The organism is Caballeronia ptereochthonis (genome assembly GCF_001545075.1).
Taxonomy (GTDB): Bacteria; Pseudomonadota; Gammaproteobacteria; order Burkholderiales; family Burkholderiaceae; genus Caballeronia; species Caballeronia ptereochthonis.
On sequence record NZ_FCOB02000025.1, the window covers coordinates 1 to 19,423 of the forward strand.

15 protein-coding genes are annotated in these 19,423 nt (G+C 64.4%); 4 read left to right on the plus strand and 11 right to left on the minus strand.

Annotation, left to right across the window (positions count from 1 at the left end; all coding sequences use genetic code 11):
- Positions 1-682: 682 nt before the first annotated feature.
- The 5 genes from AWB83_RS24385 to AWB83_RS24410 all read right to left on the minus strand — a co-directional run bounded on the left by AWB83_RS24385 (position 683) and on the right by AWB83_RS24410 (position 6,425).
- Positions 683-1,849 carry an ABC transporter permease gene (locus AWB83_RS24385; protein WP_087048187.1) on the minus strand — a complete coding sequence of 389 codons (1,167 nt, stop codon included), beginning with the start codon at positions 1,847-1,849 and terminating at the stop codon, positions 683-685.
- A gap of 10 nt (positions 1,850-1,859) precedes the next feature.
- Positions 1,860-3,014, minus strand: a complete 1,155-nt coding sequence (locus tag AWB83_RS24390; RefSeq protein ID WP_087048188.1) for an ABC transporter permease — start codon at positions 3,012-3,014, stop codon at positions 1,860-1,862.
- 6 nt (positions 3,015-3,020) lie between these two features.
- Positions 3,021-3,746, minus strand: coding sequence for an ABC transporter ATP-binding protein (locus tag AWB83_RS24395; RefSeq protein ID WP_087048189.1), 726 nt, complete (start codon positions 3,744-3,746; stop codon positions 3,021-3,023).
- Positions 3,715-4,869: an efflux RND transporter periplasmic adaptor subunit gene (locus AWB83_RS24400; protein ID WP_244197866.1), complete on the minus strand. Its 1,155-nt coding sequence runs from the start codon at positions 4,867-4,869 to the stop codon at positions 3,715-3,717. The genes AWB83_RS24395 and AWB83_RS24400 overlap by 32 nt, the downstream gene beginning before the upstream one ends.
- A 635-nt stretch (positions 4,870-5,504) precedes the next feature.
- Positions 5,505-6,425, minus strand: coding sequence for a LysR family transcriptional regulator (locus AWB83_RS24410; RefSeq protein ID WP_087048275.1), 921 nt, complete (start codon positions 6,423-6,425; stop codon positions 5,505-5,507).
- A 122-nt stretch (positions 6,426-6,547) separates the two neighbouring features.
- Between AWB83_RS24410 and AWB83_RS24415 the strand changes: the two genes are divergently transcribed.
- Both AWB83_RS24415 and AWB83_RS24420 read left to right on the plus strand, forming a co-directional pair.
- Positions 6,548-7,633, plus strand: coding sequence for a tartrate dehydrogenase (locus tag AWB83_RS24415; protein ID WP_087048191.1), 1,086 nt, complete (start codon positions 6,548-6,550; stop codon positions 7,631-7,633).
- A gap of 164 nt (positions 7,634-7,797) precedes the next feature.
- Positions 7,798-9,117 carry an MFS transporter gene (locus AWB83_RS24420; RefSeq protein WP_374729136.1) on the plus strand — a complete coding sequence of 440 codons (1,320 nt, stop codon included), beginning with the start codon at positions 7,798-7,800 and terminating at the stop codon, positions 9,115-9,117.
- A gap of 50 nt (positions 9,118-9,167) precedes the next feature.
- On the opposite strand, the gene AWB83_RS24425 is transcribed toward AWB83_RS24420, so the two are convergent.
- The 5 genes from AWB83_RS24425 to manD form a co-directional block, all read right to left on the minus strand.
- Positions 9,168-9,971, minus strand: a complete 804-nt coding sequence (locus AWB83_RS24425) for a GntR family transcriptional regulator (protein ID WP_087048192.1) — start codon at positions 9,969-9,971, stop codon at positions 9,168-9,170.
- A 67-nt stretch (positions 9,972-10,038) separates the two neighbouring features.
- The gene (locus AWB83_RS24430; RefSeq protein WP_087048193.1) at positions 10,039-11,337 is read right to left on the minus strand and encodes an MFS transporter; all 1,299 of its coding nucleotides are present in this window, start codon (positions 11,335-11,337) and stop codon (positions 10,039-10,041) included.
- 87 nt (positions 11,338-11,424) lie between these two features.
- Positions 11,425-12,462: an L-idonate 5-dehydrogenase gene (locus AWB83_RS24435; RefSeq protein WP_087048194.1), complete on the minus strand. Its 1,038-nt coding sequence runs from the start codon at positions 12,460-12,462 to the stop codon at positions 11,425-11,427.
- A 76-nt stretch (positions 12,463-12,538) separates the two neighbouring features.
- Positions 12,539-13,909: an MFS transporter gene (locus AWB83_RS24440; RefSeq protein WP_087048195.1), complete on the minus strand. Its 1,371-nt coding sequence runs from the start codon at positions 13,907-13,909 to the stop codon at positions 12,539-12,541.
- Positions 13,910-13,962: 53 nt separating this feature from the next.
- Entirely contained in the window at positions 13,963-15,171 is a 1,209-nt protein-coding gene (gene manD / locus AWB83_RS24445; RefSeq protein WP_087048196.1) for a D-mannonate dehydratase ManD, read from the minus strand.
- A 106-nt stretch (positions 15,172-15,277) separates the two neighbouring features.
- On the opposite strand from manD, the gene AWB83_RS24450 reads away from it, so the two are divergent.
- Both AWB83_RS24450 and AWB83_RS24455 read left to right on the plus strand, forming a co-directional pair.
- Positions 15,278-16,759 carry a mannitol dehydrogenase family protein gene (locus AWB83_RS24450; RefSeq protein ID WP_087048197.1) on the plus strand — a complete coding sequence of 494 codons (1,482 nt, stop codon included), beginning with the start codon at positions 15,278-15,280 and terminating at the stop codon, positions 16,757-16,759.
- Positions 16,760-17,087: 328 nt separating this feature from the next.
- On the plus strand, positions 17,088-17,789 hold the full coding sequence (locus tag AWB83_RS24455) for a hypothetical protein (protein WP_244197867.1): 702 nt from the start codon (positions 17,088-17,090) through the stop codon (positions 17,787-17,789).
- Between the two features lie 14 nt (positions 17,790-17,803).
- On the opposite strand, the gene AWB83_RS24460 is transcribed toward AWB83_RS24455, so the two are convergent.
- A complete protein-coding gene (locus AWB83_RS24460) occupies positions 17,804-19,285 on the minus strand; it encodes a M81 family metallopeptidase (protein WP_087048277.1) in 1,482 nt (493 codons plus the stop codon).
- Positions 19,286-19,423: the final 138 nt, after the last annotated feature.

Sequence of the window (19,423 nt, forward strand, 5' to 3'; positions counted from 1 at the left end):
CGCCACCAGCTTTCTTTCGGGCTGCGAGCCCTTGTAACACAAACGGGCTACCGCTTCGAGCGAGCGAAAGGGATCAGTTTTCGAACGCTGAAGGCAATATACAAGTAACCAAAGAAAGCAGCTTTTGGCCCAGGCAGACTCGTCGTCATGGTTCAGAGTGGCCCAGCCCCTAAGTGTCGTCCTCAAAGGACTCACGCGCCGTGGCTCGCGCACGGTCTGCCGAGCTAGTCCGTTTAGGTGGCTGGTTCAGCACGAAAGAGTTCCGGCACAGCGCTACGCGCTGCCGCAGGGTCTGCAAGGGAAACCGTCGTTAGGCAGAAGCGGAGAGATGGAAGCGTTAGTAAAGAAGCGGGCGCACACCCGATTTCCCCTTCGGCCGCGCAGCGGGCCGGTGCTCTTGGGTGCTGAACCAGTCTGTCATGTAGTGCGAGGTGGCAGACCGTGCGCGAGCCACGGCGCGTTAGACCTTCGAGGGCGACACTTAGGGGCTGGGCCACGCCGAACCATGACGACGAGTCCGCCTCAAGCACTCCGGGCCAAAGCTGCTTTCTTTGGTTACTTTCTTTGCAGCAGCAAAGAAAGTGACTGCCGCCCCGCACAGGGGCAGTGCTAATAGACCACTAAGAACTCAGGATTCCACCAAAGCCCAAGCAAGCAAACCAAACAAATAAACCAAAAAAAATCACCTAGTCCGCAACGCCTCGACGATATTCATCCGCGAAGCGCGCAACGCAGGCAGAAACCCACCAACGAACCCCATAACGAGCGAAAACACGAGCGTCTGCGCAACCACCGAAGGCGTAAGAATGAACCGAAACGACAAGTCCGCGAACGTCTGGAAATTGGTCGTCGAGAAAGAAGCGAACTGCATCAGCGCGGCGCAGCACAGTCCCGCGATGCCACCGACCATTCCCAGCAGCAACGCCTCGAGCAGAAACGCCCCAAGCACATCGAAGCGCTTGAAGCCGAGCGCGCGCAAGGTGCCGATCTCCGCGACACGATTCGCCACCGACGCATACATCGTGATCATCGCGCCGATCATCGCCGCGATCGAAAAGATGATCGACAGCGTGAAGCCCAGAATGTTGATGAAGGTCGACAACGCCTTCGACTGATCGCCGTAGAACACCTGCTCACGCTTCGCTTCGTCGGCGAGGCGCGGGTCCACGTCGATGTCGGCCTTGAAGCGTTCAAACGCATCGTCGCGCGCGAGACGAACGACCATCGACGAATAACTCGTGCGCCGGAACGACTGCATCAGTTGATCCACGTCGCCCCAGATTTCCGAGTCGAAGCCACTCCCGCCCGCATCGAAATGGCCGACCACGGTCCAGTCGCGCTGCGCGAAACGCAGATGATCGCCGATGCGCGTGCCGCCGAATCCCCTGGCGATGCTGCTGCCGACGATGATCTCCGATGAGCCGTGCCTGAACATGCGCCCCGCCGCGAGCTTGACTTGCGGACGCAGTTGCACGCCCATCGGCGAGACGCCGCGAATCACGACGTTGGCGGGCGTATTCGTGCCGAGCTTGGTGAGCGAGATCAGCACGACCGTTTCCTTCGAGGCGAGCGGCTCGCCGTCGCCGTTCATCGCGACCGACGGATGCATCTCCATCACGTTCGCCTGGCCGCGGTCGATCGCGCTCTGAATCTCCGTTTCAGCGCCCTTGCGGATCACGACCACGTTCTCTGCTTCGCCGGTCGAGACGAGCGTCTTCTTGAGGCCGGCGTCGAGCATCAGCACCGTCGCGAACACGAACACGACGAGCGCGAGCCCGCCCGCGGTAAGCATCGTCGTGAGGCGGCGCGCCCAGAGATTGCGAGCGACGTAGGAAACGGGAATCGCCATCGCCGCGCCCTCAGCCGATCGCCCGCAGGCCTTCGACGATGCGCACGCGGCTCGCCTGCACCGCCGGCACGATCGCCGCCGCGAGCGCGACGACGAGCGCGCACGCGGCCTGCAGAAGCATCGTCTCGCGCGACACCATGAACACCGGGAACACGCCGCCCGTCGCGTGCTTGAAGACTTCGGCCATCGGCGGCGTCGCGAGAATGCCGATGCCGCCGCCGACCGCGCAAATGGCAAGCGATTCGCCGAACACGAGCACCGAGAGGAACCCGGGGCCGAAGCCCAGCGCCTTCAGCGTCGCGTATTCGGTGATGCGCTCGCGTGCGCTCATCGCCATTGCGTTGGCCATCACCGCCATGATGATCAGGATGACCACGTAGGACACGACACGGATCGCCGCGATGATCTGATTCGACATCGCGACGAAGCCGAGCTGGAACGCCTGCTCCGTTTCCGTCAGCGTTTCGGCGAGCGAGTTCTTGAAGACGTTGTCGATGTTGCGCGAGACAGCCGCCGCCGCGTCCGGGGCCTTGATGCCGACCACATACACGCCGACCTGATCGACGTTGCGCTTCGTCGTCTTGCGGATCGTCTCGTTGAGATACTCCCAGTGAAAGATCAGTTGCCGCGTGATGGTCGATTCGTCGCGCCCTTCCATGATGCCGCGCACCACGAAGTCCCAGGTGCCGGGATAGATCGTGCCCTTGAGCGGAATGACGTCGCCGACCTTGAAGCCGTATTGCTCCGCGAGTTGCCTGCCGATGAGGCAGCCCTTGCGGTCGCGCCGATAGTCCGCGCGCGCCTGCTCTGAAACGATGAACTCGGGATAAAGATCGAGATAGTTGTCGGACACGGCAAACTGCGCGAAGAAGTTCTTCGGGTCGCGATAGATGCCGCCGAACCAGTTCGAACGCGCGACGAGCGTCACGCCATCGACGCCGCGTATGCGGTTCTCATAGGCGAGCGGCAAGGGAAACACGAGCGAAATCGCGTTGCGCGTGACGAGCCGCGCATTCGATGCCGCCGACGCGCCCGCGTACCACGCGTCCACGACCGTATGCAGCAGGCCGTACGCGAGCACGGCGATGGTCAGCCCGAGCACCGTCAGCGCGGTGCGCAGCTTGTGACGCAGCGCGTTGCGCAGGATCAGCTTGAGCAGAAACATGACGGCTCAGGGCGTGGTGCCATCGATGAGTTCTCCCTTCTCCAGATGCACGAGGGCCTTCGCCGCGCCGGCCGCGTGCGCGTCGTGCGTCACCATGATGATGGTCTTGCCGAGTCGGTCGTTCAGACGCTGCAGCATCGCGAGGACATCGGCGGCGGAAGTGCGGTCGAGGTCGCCGGTGGGCTCGTCCGCGACAATCAGCTTCGGGTCCGTGATCAGCGCCCGCGCGATCGCGACGCGTTGCTGCTGCCCGCCCGACAGCTCCGACGGATAGTGGCTCATGCGGTCGGCCATGTTGACCATGTCGAGCACCATCGCGACGCGCTCGCGCCGCTCGTGACGCGTGAGGCGCGTGAGCATCAGCGGCAATTCGACGTTCTCGAACGCGGACAGCACCGGCATCAGGTTGTAGAACTGGAAGATGAAGCCGACGTTCGCCGCGCGCCAGTCCGCGAGCGTGGCTTCGGGCAGGCGCGTGATGTCGACTCCGCCGACGAGCAGCTCACCGCTGTCGGGCCGGTCGATGCCCGCGATCAGGTTGAGCAGCGTGCTCTTCCCGGAGCCCGACGGGCCCATCAGCGCGACGAAATCGCCTTCCGCGATCGACAACGTGATGTCCGTCAGCACCGGCACGGTCTGCACGCCGCGACGATACGACTTCGCGACGTGGCTGATCTGAACCAGAGGCGCCGCGCTCACGCTATTTCTTCGCCAGGGTGACCCTGGCGCCATCCTTGAGCTTGTCGCCGGGCGACAGAACGACCACGTCGCCGGGCTTGACGCCCTGCACCGCGAGCAGATCGCCGATGCGCTCGCCCGTCGTCACCGGCACTTCGCGTGCGGTGTCGTGCTCGACCACGTAGACCACTTTCCTGCCGCCGCGCGTGACGACCGCCGCCGGCTGCACGGCCACCACCGCCTTCTTTTCCTCGGGCGGCACCGGCTTCGAGAGAAACGCGACCTTCGCGGACATGTCCGGCAGCACGCGCGCGTCGCGCTCGACGAAGCGCACCTTGACGAGCACGGTGGCCTTCGAGCGGTCGACGGTCGGCACCATGCGCGACACGCGGCCCGCGAAGCGCACGTCGGGCAGCGCGTCAAGCTGGATCTCGCATGGCTGTTCGACGGCAATGCGCGCGATGTTCGACTCGGCGACATCGGCTTCGACTTCGAGCGTTTTCATGTCGGCGATCGTGACGACCGCGCCCTTGCTGTCCGACGCCGACGAGAACGGCGTGATGTTGTCGCCCACGTTGGCGTGCTTCTCCAGCACGACGCCGTCGAAGGGCGCGCGGATCACGGTCTGATCGACGGCGACCTGCGCGGCCTGCGCGTTGGCGCGCGCGGAGACGATCGCGGCTTCGTCGCTGTTGACGGAGGCCTGGGCCTTGTCGTAGCGGGCGAGCGCGGCGTCGTACTGCGTGGCCGGAATCGCGCCCTGCGGCGCGAGGATCCTGAAGCGCCTGAGGTCGACTTCCGCGTTCTTGAGCTCGGCGCGCTGCAGCTCGAGATTCGCCTGCGCGACCTTTACTTGCGCGCGCGCCTGCGCGAGCGAAGCGGCGACGTCAGCGCTTTCGAGCCGCGCGATGATCTGGCCTTCCTTGACTTCCGTGCCTTCGAGCACGCCGAGCCATTCGACGCGCCCCTGCCCCTTCGACGCCACCGCCGCCTTGCGCTGCGGCACGACATAGCCGGTGGCGTTCAGCAGCGTGTAGCTTTGCGACGGATAGACGGACGTGACCGTGGCCGTCTCCACGGCTTGCGGTCCGGTGAGCCTGAACGCCACGGCGACCAGCGCGAGCAGGATCAGTGCAATGACCGCATAGCGGAGCCAGCTGCGCCGGCGCCGCGGCATGACGGCGGACTGTCCCCGGTCGATCCTCAGTTTTTCTAAATCGTGTTCAGCCAATTTATGAGCTTGCGCCGCCGTGTGGTTTCGCGGGTCGGAGTGCGGTGGATGGACGGTCAGTATAGCGCTGCATTCCGTTGCGACCGATGTCCGGTTTGAGCGATCGCAGAAATCGCATCCTTCGCTATTTGGACGATTTCAAAGACACTGGATTTCGGAATCGCCAACGTCGTCCACGCATTTCAGCGGCAATTGACATTCAAGCACGTTTCAGGACTATCGGAACGCTGTCGAACGGGGTCCGACTCGCGCGACAAATACGGCGCCAGCCAGCCAGCCAGACGGCCGCTATGAGTGGTCGTTTTCATTCCCAGGAAAGAAAGCACGTGTTGTGCATCTGCTATATCGACGAGACAGGGTGCAGTACGGCGCTGCCTGAGAAAAAGACTGACATTCAACCGCTTCTCGCCATTGCCGGTTTAATCGTTCATCAGGAAGCGGTCGCCGATTTGACGCGGGAATTTCTTAAAATCAAGCGCGCATATTTTCCAGGCGCATTTACGTCGAATCATCCGCTCGACGATGTGCGTCAGGAAATCAAGGGCTCGGAACTGTCCACGCAATGCGTCAAACGCCAACGTTCACACACCGTGCGCATGCTTCAGATCGAGCGCAATGAAATCGACGAATGCGCGTATGCGTGCCGACATCTGATGCCGCCGCGAATACACCGCGTAGATATCGGCGTTGGGCGTTTCGTGCTCGGGCAGCACGTGAACGAGACGGCCGTCGGCGAGATAGTCCTTGATGTCCCACTCCGCGCGCATCAGGATGCCGTGCCCTTCCAGCGCCCATTTCACCGCGATCTCGCCGTCGTTGGTCGTGAGATTGCCTTTGATGCGCACGCTTTCGGTCTTGCGCGCGGCGCCGCGACCCGTCGTCAGCCGCCATACACCATATGCTTCATCCCCCTGACGGATGCCGATGCAGTTGTGCCGCGTCAGATCATGCGGCGTCGCCGGCGTGCCGTGTGCTGCGATATACGCGGGCGCCGCGCATAGCAGCCGCCGGTTCGGCGCGAGACGCCGCGCGATCACGCGCGTGTCCGGCGGCTCGCCGAAGCGGATGCAGACATCGAAAGTGTCGTCGGTGAGCGGCGGCGGCGCGACCGACAACTGAAGCTGCACCGACACCTGCTGATGCCGCGCGACGAAGCGCGAAATCGCCGGCGCGACATGACTGCGCCCGAAACCGAGTGTCGCGTTTACGCGCAGCAGCCCCTTCGGGCTCTTCTTCGCGTTGCCGAGCAACTCGGCCAGTTCGTCGATCTCGTCCAGAATGCGCCGCGCATGCTCCAGATAGAGCTCGCCTTCGGGCGTGAGCATCATCCGGCGCGTCGTGCGGTTGACGAGCGGCACGCCGGCGCGCGCCTCCATCTGCGTGAGCCGCTTGCTGACGGCAGCCGCCGTCAGGCCCAGCTCACGGGCCGCCGCGCTCAGGCTGCCTGAGGCGGAGAGCGTCGAAAAGAAGCTCAGATCGGACGGCTGGACGGTGTCGGCCACGGCTTTCACTTGTGAATCAAAGTTAAAGATGCTTTGAGTTTAGCACCGGTTGCAGTGCTCGAAGTTGGGTAAAGTGAACTCACGCCGCAACACACCCGACACATCGAAGACGGAGACGAGACATGAAGACGTATCGCATCGCAAGCATTCCTGGCGACGGCATCGGCAAGGAGGTCGTGCCAGCCGGCCAGCAAGTGCTCGAAGCTTTGGCACGCAGCACGCAAAATTTTGCATTCGAATTCGAGACTTTCGACTGGGGCGCGGACTACTACCGCCAGCACGGCGTGATGATGCCCGCCAACGGCCTCGACGCGATCCGCGACAAGGACGCAATCCTGTTCGGCTCCGCCGGCGACCCGGACGTGCCCGATCACATCACGCTGTGGGGCCTGCGCCTGAAGATCTGCCAGGGCTTCGACCAGTACGCGAACGTGCGCCCGACGCGCATCCTGCCGGGCATCGACACGCCGCTCAAGCGCTGCAAGCCCGAGGATCTGAACTGGGTGATCGTGCGCGAGAACTCGGAAGGCGAATATTCGGGCGTCGGCGGCCGCGTGCATCAGGGCCATCCGATCGAGGCGGCGACCGACGTGTCGATCCTCACGCGCGCCGGTGTCGAACGCATTATGCGTTTTGCATTCAAACTCGCGCAGTCGCGTCCTCGCAAGCTGCTGACCGTCATCACGAAGAGCAACGCGCAGCGTCACGCGATGGTCATGTGGGACGAGGTCGCGCTGGCGATCTCGAAGGAATTCCCGGACGTGAAGTGGGACAAGGAACTGGTCGATGCGGCCACCGCGCGCATGGTCAACCGGCCCGCCACGCTCGACACGATCGTCGCCACCAACCTGCACGCCGACATCCTGAGCGATCTGGCCGCCGCGCTCGCGGGCAGCCTCGGCATCGCGCCGACCGGCAACATCGATCCCGAGCGCCGCTATCCGTCGATGTTCGAGCCGATCCACGGTTCCGCCTTCGACATCATGGGCAAGGGCCTCGCCAATCCGATCGGCACGTTCTGGTCCGTCGTGATGCTGCTCGAACACCTCGGCGAGTTCGAGGCCGCGAGGCGCGTGATGGACGCGGTCGAAGCCGTCACCGCCGATCCCGCGCTGCACACCGGCGACCTCGGCGGCACGGCCACGACCGCGCAAGTGACGGCCGCCGTGTGCGCTTTCGTCGAGCGCGTGGAAGCCGCAGCCGCTTAAGGCCCGGCACTTTTCATCGAGGAACCCGGCCGCCCGCGCGGCCGGAACGCCTGACCCGCGATGCAATGCACGTCGCGGGCAGCGGAGACGCGCGTGCCTTCGCGCTTCGCTCCGTCCCTATCGAGCAAACAGAGCGACGCTCTGGCCTCCCAAGGAGGAGACACATGCAATCCAGCATCGAATCCAGTGTCGAAGCACGCGTATCCCGCAAGCTCGCGTGGCGCATCATTCCGTTCGTGATGCTGCTGTACTTCATCAGTTTTCTCGACCGCGTCAACGTGGGCTTCGCCGCGATGACGATGAACAAGGCTATCGGCCTGTCGCCCACCGCCTTCGGTTTCGGCGGCGGGCTGTTCTTCATCGGCTATTTCCTGTTCGAAGTGCCGTCGAACCTGATCCTGCACAAGGTGGGCGCGCGCATCTGGATCGCGCGCGTGATGGTGACGTGGGGCATCGTGTCCGTGGCATCGGCGTTCGTCGCCGGGCCGACGAGCTTCTACGTGCTGCGCTTTCTGCTCGGCGTCGCCGAAGCGGGCTTCTTCCCCGGCGTGATCCTGTATCTGAGCCTGTGGTTCCCCGCGAAGCAGCGCGCGGTCGCGGCCGCATGGTTCATGGCCGCCGCGCCGATCTCGACCGCGATCGGCTCGCCGCTCTCCGGCGCGATCATGCAGTTGCCTCCGATGTTCGGTCTCGCCGACTGGCAGATCCTCTACATCATCGAGGCACTGCCCGCGATCGTGCTCGGCTTCGTCGTGCTCAGGTTCCTCACGGACACGCCCGCCAAGGCGCACTGGCTCGCCACGGACGAGCGCGAATGGCTCATCGCCAAACTGAAGGCCGAGGCCGATGCGAAGCAGGCCCACGCAGGCCATACCGCGGGCGCATGGAACGCGCTGCGCGATCCGCGCGTGCTGGCGCTTGCCCTGATCTATTTCGGCACGTCGGCGGGGCTTTACACGCTGGGTCTGTGGGCGCCGCTCATCATCCGGCAGTACGGCTTCAGCGCGCTGGAAACGGGCCTCATCAACGGTATTCCGAGCGTGGTTGCGGTCGTCGCGATGATCCTCTGGGCGAAGCACTCGGACCGCACGCAAGAGCGCACGTGGCACGTCGTGATTCCCTGCGCGCTCGCATGCCTCGGCTTCATCTTCGCGGGTCAGGCGAGCACGGCGCTCTTCGTGATCCTCGCGCTCGTGGTCGTGAACGTCGGCATCAGCGCGGCGAAGGCGCCGCTCTGGGCCATGCCGAGCATGTTCCTCTCGGGCGCCGGCGCGGCGGCGGGCATCGCCATGATCAATTCGATCGGCAACCTGGGCGGCTTCGTCGGACCGTTCGCGATCGGCTGGCTGAAGAACACGACGGGCAGCTATGCGGCGGGCCTCTACGTGGTCGGCGCGACGCTCGCGATGTCCGCGGTCATCACGCTCGTGTTGAGCCGCAAGGCCAAGAACGAAGAGGAGCATGCGGCGACGGCGCGCATGTAAGCCGCATCGCCGAAACGCAAAAGAGCGGCTGCGTGCCGCTCTTTTTCGTTTCATGAACCCAGCGGCACGCGCTCCGGTTCATCCGGCTCGAACCAGTCGGGATTACGCTCTGCGATCGGATGCAGCGATACCAGAATCTCGCGCAGGTGCGCGCGCATCGCTTCCTCCGCGCCATCGGGATCGTGCGCCTTCAATGCGCTCACGATGCGCGCATGCTGCTTGATGAGCAGATCGAGCGGCGACACATCCGGCAGGCTCAGATAGCGCACGCGATCCATCTGCGCCTTGATGTCCTGAATCGTGTCCCACGCGGCGACGCAGTCGATCGATTGCGCGATCAGCATGTGGAACTGCTCGTCGAGCGTGAGGAACGCGCTGGTGTCGTTCACCTTCGATGCGGTCTTCTGCTCGCGCAGGTTCGCGGCGAGATCGTCGAGTTGCGAATCGGTGATCGCAACGGCAGCCTTGCGCGCGACGGCCGTTTCGATCGCCTCGCGAATGAAGCGCCCTTCGCGCACCTGACGCGGCGAGATCTTCTTCACGAAGGTGCCGCGCTGCGGCAGCACTTGCAGCACGCCCGCCTCGACGAGCTTGATGAAGGTCTCGCGCACCGGCTGGCGCGAGACCCGAAACATCTCCGACACTTCCTTTTCCGAGAGCGGCGTGCCGGGCACGAGCTGCCCCGCGAAGATGGCCTGGCGCAGCGCCCGAAAGATCTGCTTGCCGATGGGCTCGTGCGAGTCGTGTGAAATCTGCGACGTCAGATCGGGCAACTCGATCTTCTGCGACGCGAGCGGCCGGCGCACGCGAGCCCGCCGCACCGCCGAGCCGTTCGACACGATACCTTCTTGCATGATTGAAACCTGAACGCTATGTGAGGAAAGTGCGATGCACGCACGCGCGCACCGCTTCCCGATACTATCACGCGGTTCTTGCCGCGCCTTCGCGCTTCGCACGCGCTTTCGGCTCGCGGATCCACACGAGCGAGCACAGCGCGCCGAGCACCGCGATCACGCCGGCAAGGACGAACGCGCTGCCGTAGGCGCCATGCGTCGCCTCCACGATGAAGCCCGTCACCGCCGGCCCGATCACGCCCGCCAGATTCGCCAGCAGGTGCACGAAGCCGCCCACGCCACCGACGTTCTCACGCCGCACCGTGTCCTGGATCACGGCCCAGTAGACCGAGCCCGTCACGTAGAGGAAGAAGATCGTCACGGACATCAGCGCCACCGCGCCTTGCGTGCTTTGTACGTGGCCCGCGAACGCCACGCATAGCGCGGCCATGCCGAGACACGCCGTCAGAACGATGCGCCGCGACATCAACGGCTTGCCGGTGATGCGCAGAATCGCATCGGTGATGAAGCCGCCCGCCGCAAGCCCGATGCTCCCGAGCAGCCACGGAATGACCGTCGCGAAACTCATGTCGCGCAGGGACATGTGATGCGCTTCGGTAAGGTAGGTCGGGAACCACGAAAGAAAGAAGAAGAGCACGTAGTTGTACGCGAAGAACGCGCACGCCGTGGCTAGGATGATCGGCTGACGTAGGTAGAAGCCGAGATTCGCCTTCTTGCCATGCGCGCCGTGCTCCATCGACGCGGCACCTTGCTGGCCTGCGACGATCAGATCGAGCTCGGCTGGCGTGACGCGCTTGTTCTGCTGCGGATGCTCGGTCGTCGAGAGCGCCCACAGCGCGAGCCATGCGAAGCCGATCAGCATGATGACGACGAACGCCCAGCGCCAGCCGAACTGGATCGCCATATAGCCGACGACCGGGCCGGCCAGCGCGCCGCCGAGCGGCGTTCCGGAGCTGATGACGCCGATCGCGCTCGCGACCTCGCGGCGGGGAAACCAGTTGTTCACCATCTTGCTGTTCGACGAGCTGAACGGCCCCTCGCCCATGCCGAAGAGCACGCGCAGGACGATCAGCGAAGCGAGGCTGCTCGCGAGTGCGGTCGCGCCGCAAAAGAGCGACCAGATGCCCATCGCGCCGCCGAAGACCTTCTTCGCGCCGATCTTGTCCGAAAGCACGCCGCCGACGAAATTGAATAATGCATACCCGATGAAAAAGCTGCTGAACACGATGCCCATCTGCGCGTGCGTGAAATGCAGGTCTTTCTGAATGAGCGGCGCGGCAATGGAGAGTGCGGCGCGGTCGAGATAGTTGACGACGCCCGCGAGAAACAGCAGGCCGACGACGAACCATCGCTGGCTTTTGATCATGGTGAGTCTCCGATGCACCGCTTCTTCAGCCTTCCGGCCGGCGGTTTAATGAATGATGAATTTTGAATACCGCTGCGCGGGTGCGCCTCAGTCGAATTGCAGGTGCACCTTCATCGACTGGCTGCGGTCCTGCGCGACTTCGAATGCGCGGTTCGCGTCGGCGAGCGGAAACGCATGCGTCATGACGGGACGAAGATCGATCCGCTGCGACGCGATCTCGTCGGCGGCGGTGGCGTACTCGTCCGTGAAGCGGAACGAGCCCTGGTAGCGCAACTCCTTCGCCATCACGAGATTCGCCGCGACCGGCGACTGGCCCGCCGGCAGATTGCCCAGCTGAATGACCGTGCCGCCCGCGCGCACCGAGCGCAAGGCGGTATCGAGGCCGGCCGTGCTGCCCGATGCCTCGATCACCACGTCGAACGTACCGCGCTCGCGCGACCATGCATCGATGCGCGCCTGATCGTTCGCGAGCACGGTTTCGTCCGCGCCGAGCAAGGCGGCCATCGCGAGCGCCTTCTCGGCGAGATCGAGTGCGACGATGCGATGCGCGCCCGCGCGCCGCGCCGCCGCGAGCACGATGCAGCCGATCGGCCCGCAGCCGACGAGCAGCACCTTCGCGCCGACGAGCGAACCCGCGAGCTTCAGCGCGTGCAGCGCGACGGCGAGCGGCTCGGCCATCGACGCCTGCGCGAAGTCGAGGCTGTCCGGCACGGGCACGCATTGCCGCGCCGCTGCCGTGATGTATTGCCGGAACATGCCCTGCATGTGCGGGAACGTCGACGCGCTGCCCATGAAACGCATGTTCAGGCAATGGTTCGGCATGCCCTTCACGCAGAAGCGGCACGCGCCGCAATTCAGGCCCGGATTGACCGCGACGCGCTGGCCGACTTTCAGGCCGGTCACGCCCTCGCCCAATGCGGCGATCTCGCCCGCCACTTCATGACCGAGCACGAAAGGCTCGCGCACCGCGAAGTCGCCGCTCTTGCCCTTGAAGTAATAGGAGAGATCGGATCCGCAGATGCCGCCCGCGCGCACGCGGATCTGCACCTGGCCGGGTTGCGGCTCCGGCGTGTCGATCTCGTCGATGACGAGTTTCTTCGGTTCGTGGAGAACGGCTGCGAGCATGATCGATGTCCTGAGTCTTGCGGTGTTTTGAATGAGGAATTTTGAATGCCAGTTTTGGCAGTTTTGGCGCGCGGGTTCAGCGGCGCGCTGCGAAAGCGGGCGCAGCCGGCGTTCGGGCTGCTTCCGCGTCATGCTGCGGCGCCGCCCAGTCGTGCAGATCGGCGCCCAGTCGCACGGGCGCGGTTTCCGGCAGAAGCAGGAGCGAGATCGTCGAGACGACGCCGAGAATCGCCACGTAAGCGATCAGCCCGATCGAACTGCCGCCTGTCGCCTGAATCAGCTTCACCGCGACGAGACCGAGCACGCCGCTGCCGATGAGCGAGCCGATCTGCCAGATCAGCGCGATGCCGCTGCAGCGCACGCGCGCCGGGAAAAGCTCTGGAAAGAGCGAGGCTTGCGGCGCATAGCAGAGGCTATGGCCGACCGTGATCGCGAGAATCATCACGGTCTGAATCGCGAGGCGGCTGCCGCTGTCGATGGCATGAAAGAGCGGCACCACGAGCAACACATGCAGCACCGCGCCCGCGATGAAGGTCGCGCGCCTGCCGATGCGATCCGACAGCGCGCCCGCCAGCGGAATCGCGATCAGCTCGAGCAGCACCGCGACGATGATGGACTGCAACAGGAGCGCATCGGAGATGCCGTGCGCACGGCCGTAGGCGAGCACGATCATCGTGTACATCGCGAACGTGCAGGCCTCGATCAGCTTCGCGCCGACGCCCTTCGCGATGGTCGCGCCGTATTGCTTCACCACTTCCACGACGGGGCGCGACTCGACCGCCTTGGTTTCGCGGATCGCCGCGAACACGGGCGACTCCTCCGTGCGCAGGCGGATATAGAGCCCGACCGCGACGAGCACGATGCTTCCGAGAAACGGCAGACGCCAGCCCCAGTCCATCAGTTGCTCGTGCGTGAGCGTCGCCGTGAGCACCGCGAAGATGCCGGACGGAATCAGAAAGCCAGCAGGCGCGCCGAGCTGGACGAGGCTCGCGAAGAAGCCGCGTTCGCGCGGCGGCGCATATTCGGCGGTAAGGAGCACCGCACCCGCCTGCTCGCCGCCGACGCCGAAGCCCTGCAGCACACGAATCAGAACGAGCGCCGCCGGTGCCCAGATGCCCGCCTGCGAGTAATCGGGCAAAAGCCCGATGGCGAACGTGCCGAGCCCGACGATCAGGATCGTGACGATGAGCGCCTTCTTGCGGCCGATCTTGTCGCCGAAATGCCCGAACACGATCCCGCCGATGGGCCGCGCGACGAACCCGACCGCGTAGGTCGCGAATGCGGCGAGCGTGCCGATCAGCGGATCGTGGCTCGGAAAGAACTTCGCGCCGAACACGAGCACCGCCGCCGTGCCGTACACGAAGAAGTCGTAGTACTCGGCCGCCGTACCGATGGTCGATGCCGCGGCCACACGCCGCAGCATCGCGCTGGTTTCTCTGTCTGCCATGTCTCTCTCCGGTATTTTGTACCTCGAATGCTTAATGCATCGACTTCGCGCGATTACCAGTTCCAGAGGGTGCCGTCCTCGAGGCGTGCGACAGGCAGGTACGCGGGGTCGTAGGGATACTTCGCGGCGAGCTTCTCGTCGATGTCCACGCCGTGCCCCGGTGCTTCGCCCGGATGCATCATTCCGCGGTCGAAAGACCACGCATGCGGGAACACGTCGAGCGCTTCCTTCGGAAAGCCCATGTATTCCTGCACGCCGAAGTTCGGCACCCACAGATCGAAGTGCAGCGCCGCGCCCATGCAGACCGGCGACAGATCGGAAGGGCCATGACAACCCGTGCGCACCTGATAAAGCGAAGCGAAATCCGCAATGCGCTTCAGATGCGTGATGCCGCCCGCATGCGTGAGCGTCGCGCGGATGTAGTCGATCAGTTGCTCTTCGATCAGTTGCTTGCAGTCCCAGATGCTGTTGAACACCTCGCCCACCGCGATCGGCGTGACGGTGTGCTCGCGGATCAGGCGGAAGCCGGCCTGATTCTCGGCGGGCGTCGGGTCTTCCATCCAGAACAGGCGGTACGGCTCGATCGACTTGCCGAGCCGCGCGGCCTCGATCGGCGTCAGACGGTGATGCACGTCGTGCAGCAGGTGCGTGTCGAAGCCGAACTTCTCGCGCACGGCTTCGAAAAGCTTCGGCACGAAATCCAGATACTTCTCGGAAGACCAGCTCTGCTCTTCCACCGAGCCCTTCGTCGCCGGCTCGTACATCCCGTTGCCCTTCGCGACGCCGTACACCGAACGCATGTTGGGCACGCCGCACTGGATACGGATCGCCTTGTAGCCTTCTTCGATATGCTCGGCGTAGCGGTCGAGCGCCTCGGGAATGTCGCGGCCCGTCGCGTGCCCGTACACCATCACGCCCTCGCGCGACGCGCCGCCCAGAAGCTTGTAGAGCGGCATGTTCGCCGCCTTGCCGAGGATGTCCCACAGCGCCATATCGACGGCGGCGATGGCCGTCATCGTGACCGGGCCGCGGCGCCAGTACGCGCCCTTGTAGAGGAACTGCCACGTATCCTCGATGCGGCCGGGATCGCGGCCGATCAGAAGCGGACACACGTGATCCTTCAGATACGATGCCACGGCCAGCTCGCGGCCATTGAGCGTCGCATCGCCGATGCCGTAGATGCCCTCGTCCGTCTCCACCTTCAGCGTGACGAAGTTGCGTCCGGGGCAAGTCACGATCACGTCGGCGCTGATGATTTTCATTGGGATTTCCTTGAATGGGCATTCGATGTGGCGGATACTACCATACCAGTATGTCACACGGTCAATTGCGGGTTTTCCCCATTCCGAATTCAAAATTCCATCGAAAATGACTGATAAATCAAGGCTTTCCCGTTCATCGCTCGCCACACTGAACGCTCATGTGCTCTCGCCGGAATGGCGGGAGCCGGAAATCGGCATCGTGCATCTGGGCATCGGCAACTTCCATCGCGCGCACGAAGCGCTCTACACCGAGGAAGCAATGCTCGCGCGGCCGGGAGACTGGGGAATCTGCGGCGTCACCTTGCAGGGCGACGTGAGCAAGCGCGACGCGTTGATGGAGCAGGACGGGCTTTACAGCATCGTCGAGCGCGGTCCCGATGGCGTGCGCGTGACGGTCGTGCGCGCTCTGCGCGAGGTGCTGGCGATGCCCTTCGATCGCGCGCGGCTTTTCGCGCTTCTCGCCGACGAACGCGTTCGCATCGTGTCGTTGACGGTCACCGAAAAAGGCTACTGTCGCGACCCGCAGACGGGGGACGCCGACATCGCCCACCCAGGCATCGCGCGCGATCTCGCGCATCCCGACGAACCATCCACCGTGCCGGGCATTCTGTGCGCCGCGCTGAAAGCGCGCCGTGACGCGGGCAAGCCGTCCTTCACCGTGCTCTCCTGCGACAACCTCTCGCACAACGGCGACGCGCTGCGGCAGGCCGTATGCTCGTTCGCGCGCAGGCTCGATCCTGCGCTTGCCGAATGGATCGAAACGCAGGTGGCCTTTCCGTCGACGATGGTCGACCGCATCGTCCCCGCCACGACCGATGCCGACCGCGAAGCCGCGCAATCGGCCCTCGGCGTGTGGGATCGGGTGCCGGTGCCGTGCGAGCCGTTCCGCCAGTGGGTGATCGAGGATCGCTTTCCCGCCGGGCGCCCGGCGTGGGAAGCGGCAGGCGCGCAACTGGTCGACGATGTCGCGCCTTTCGAAGTGGCGAAACTGCGCATGCTCAACGCCACGCATTCGACGCTGGCGTACCTCTCGATGCTGGCGGGATTCGAGACCATCAGCGATGCAGTCGGCCACGCGCCGCTGCGGGCGCTCATCCACGAAATGATGACGCGCGAAATCGCCCCGACGCTCGACGTGCCGGCGTCGTTCGACCTCCTCGCATACCGCGATGCGCTGCTCGCCCGTTACGCCAATCCCGCGCTGAAACACCGCTGCGCCCAGATCGCGATGGACGGCAGCCAGAAGATGCCGCCGCGGATTCTGTCGACTATCGCCGCACGGCTCGACGCGGGTCGATCGATCGAGCGGCTCGCGCTGGCGACGGCCGCGTGGTTCAAGTTCCTGCGCGGCCGCGCCGACGACGGCACGCGCCATGAGATCGACGACCCGCTGGCGGAGCGTCTCACGAAGGCAGCCGAGGGCGCCGGCACGCCCGAAGGTTTGGTCGATGCGATGCTCGCCGTGAACGAAGTCTTTCCCCCGGACCTGGCGCGTAATCCGGCGTTTCGAGAAGCGCTCGTTCGCGCGGCGGCGAAACTGCAAAGCGGCGCGGTCGCGGCGATCGCCGAGTATGCGCGGATCGATTGAATGCGAAGTTCAAAATCGCGAAGCTGAATTTTGAATCGCGCATGCAAAATGCCAGTTCACCGCACGCGACGGGCATGTGTCCGCGCGCGGCACGAGCCCGCCGGCGCTGCCGATCCGCCTGCTTCGTTTTAAGATAACCACTTCTCCTTGACTCGGCTCCATGCGCCAGGGGTGGTACGTGTTCTTTTCGAAACATCGAAGAAGCGTTGCTGCGTGCGCGAGCTGCGCGCTGTTGTGCTGGTCCGTCTTCGCTCTTGCGGCCGGGACGCACGGCGGCGGTGCTGCGAGCACTGTCGGTGCCGCGAGCGGCGTCCCGACGCCAAGCATCATGTCGGCCGAATCGCTCCCGCCCGACTTTGCCGGCGACGATCCCGAATACGTCAGGGACGCGCTCGCCGGCCACCCGTCGCCCGGACAGCCGCCATCGATCACCAGCCGGGTACGCGCTTTTCTTTCGCGTCCGTTCGGGAAGTGGGAACATGGCGCATCGGCGGCATCGGGTGCGAGCCGGCCGCAAGCGCAAACGAACGCGCAGTCGGACCGCACGTTCGTGTTCGTCATCCCCGTTTCATACGGCGTGCGCTATCAGGCGAAGAAGAAGGTGCTCACGGTGAACGTCTCGCTCGCGGCGCCGGAAGATCCGCGGGCCATCCTGCTCAAGCAGACGGTCAAGGGACAAAGCGGCCGCAAGCTCGTCGTCGCGCCCGAGGCAAAGGCGAAGGGTTTCGTCCAGACTTTCGACGCCATCCAGTTGAGGTCGGAAGGCAGCGCCAGGACGACGGTCACCGGTCGCACGCTGCTGCCGAACTTCGATCACGGGCACGGCAACAGCGACTTCGCGATCGTGCTCATCTGCACGCTCGAGCCTCCGTATCTGACGGACGATGTCGAGCACAGCGCGCCGACCGACGAAGAGCCGACCGACATCACGCGCAGAACGTCCACGCTGAACGGCAGCGTCGACGCCGCATGGCTCATCGATCGCCAGGACGGCACGATCGTGACCAAGCGCCTGCGCCTCGTCAAATAGCAGGCACGCTTGGCTCAATACTCGACGTTCGCATCCAGCGGATAGACAGGCCGCTTCAGATTGCCGTATGAGAAAAGCCCGTAGTCGGAGCTCGTGACGCCACGACTGTCGCATTCGACGAGTCCGCCCGCGATCGGCACGAACACCGGACGGCAATACATGCGCGACTTGAGGATCAGAAACCGCGCGGTGCGAGGATCGATGCCTACGCTTTCGAACACGCCCAGATCCCAGGGCTCGTGTGTGCGCTCCGTCACGAGAATGCACGCCTTCGGTGTTTCGATCACGGCCGCGCGTCCCATGTAAGCGCGCTGCCCGGTGTAAGTCGGACCGCTGATGATGTATTCGCCGTCCGTCAGCGCGCGCACGACGCCGGTGACTTCTAGCGGTGGCTTGCCGCGCGAGGCCACGCTCGCGAGCTTGTTGCCGATGCCGACCGTGACCGTTGCGCCCTCGCCCGCGGCAAAGAGCTTCGCGACGGCTTGCGGATCGCACAACGGTCCGACGACGATGCCATCGAGCCCCTGTTTCAACGCTTCCTCGAACGCATCGGTGGTGTCACATGTTCCGCCGGACATGCAGTTGTCGCCGTGATCGAGCAGAAGCACCGGCTTGTCGGTTGCGCGCGCAAGCTGGGCGCCTTCGCTGATCGAATGCACGAGCGGTGCGCTGCGATACACGAAGCCTTCACGTTCGTTCCAGATCTGTCGCGCGATACGGTTCGCCACACCCTGCGCCTTTGCACGCTCGCCGTTCGCGACAACGACGACACTGATGCAAGGCGCCTCGATATCCGCGAGAGAAAAGCCCGGCAACACCGATACCGCCAGCACGCCGTCCTCGCCTTCCGCGGCGCGCGCGGCGTCGACGGCACGCTTCATCGCGCCCTCGGCCGTCGCGCTTCTGAGCGTGTGCGTGATGAGCGGCGGCTGCGCCCACGCGATCACGGGCCTTGCCTTGCCATGCATCTGATCGAGCAACAGTCGCGCGGCATGCTCGCCGCTCTCATACATATCGACGTGCGGATAGGTCTTGAAGCTCACGATCACATCCGCGTGATCGATCATCTTTTGCGTGACGTTCGCATGCAGATCGAGCGATACGGCGATCGGCGCATGCGGCAGCACGCGTCGCACTCGTTCGAGCAGATCGCCTTCGCCATCGGGGGAATTTTCCGCGACCATCGCACCGTGCAAGTCGAGCATCACGGCGTCACAGCCGTCGGCCGCTTCGACGATCGATGCGCAGATCGCGTCGTAGGCCGCAGCCGCCACGCGCCCGCTCGGATTCGCCGACGCGGATATCGGCGTGATGATCTGCGCATCCTCGCGCTCGGCCGCATCGATGAACGCGGACATCGCAGTGCGCATGCCCGCGTTCTCGCGATATGCGTCCTCGCCGTAACAGGGACCATCGCGCCCGAAGGCTTCGAGCGGCGTCGCCACCGGCGAAAATGTATTGGTCTCGTGATTCATTCGCGCGATGAGGATCTTCATGCGCATGCGCGTATCTCCTTCGACAGATGCTTTGGTTGTTCCGGCCAATCGCAATCCGTCGCTCATGATACATAGACGGACCGCACCACGCGGAGGATGCCGCAGAGCAAAATCCACGGCCTCCGGCGTATCATGCAT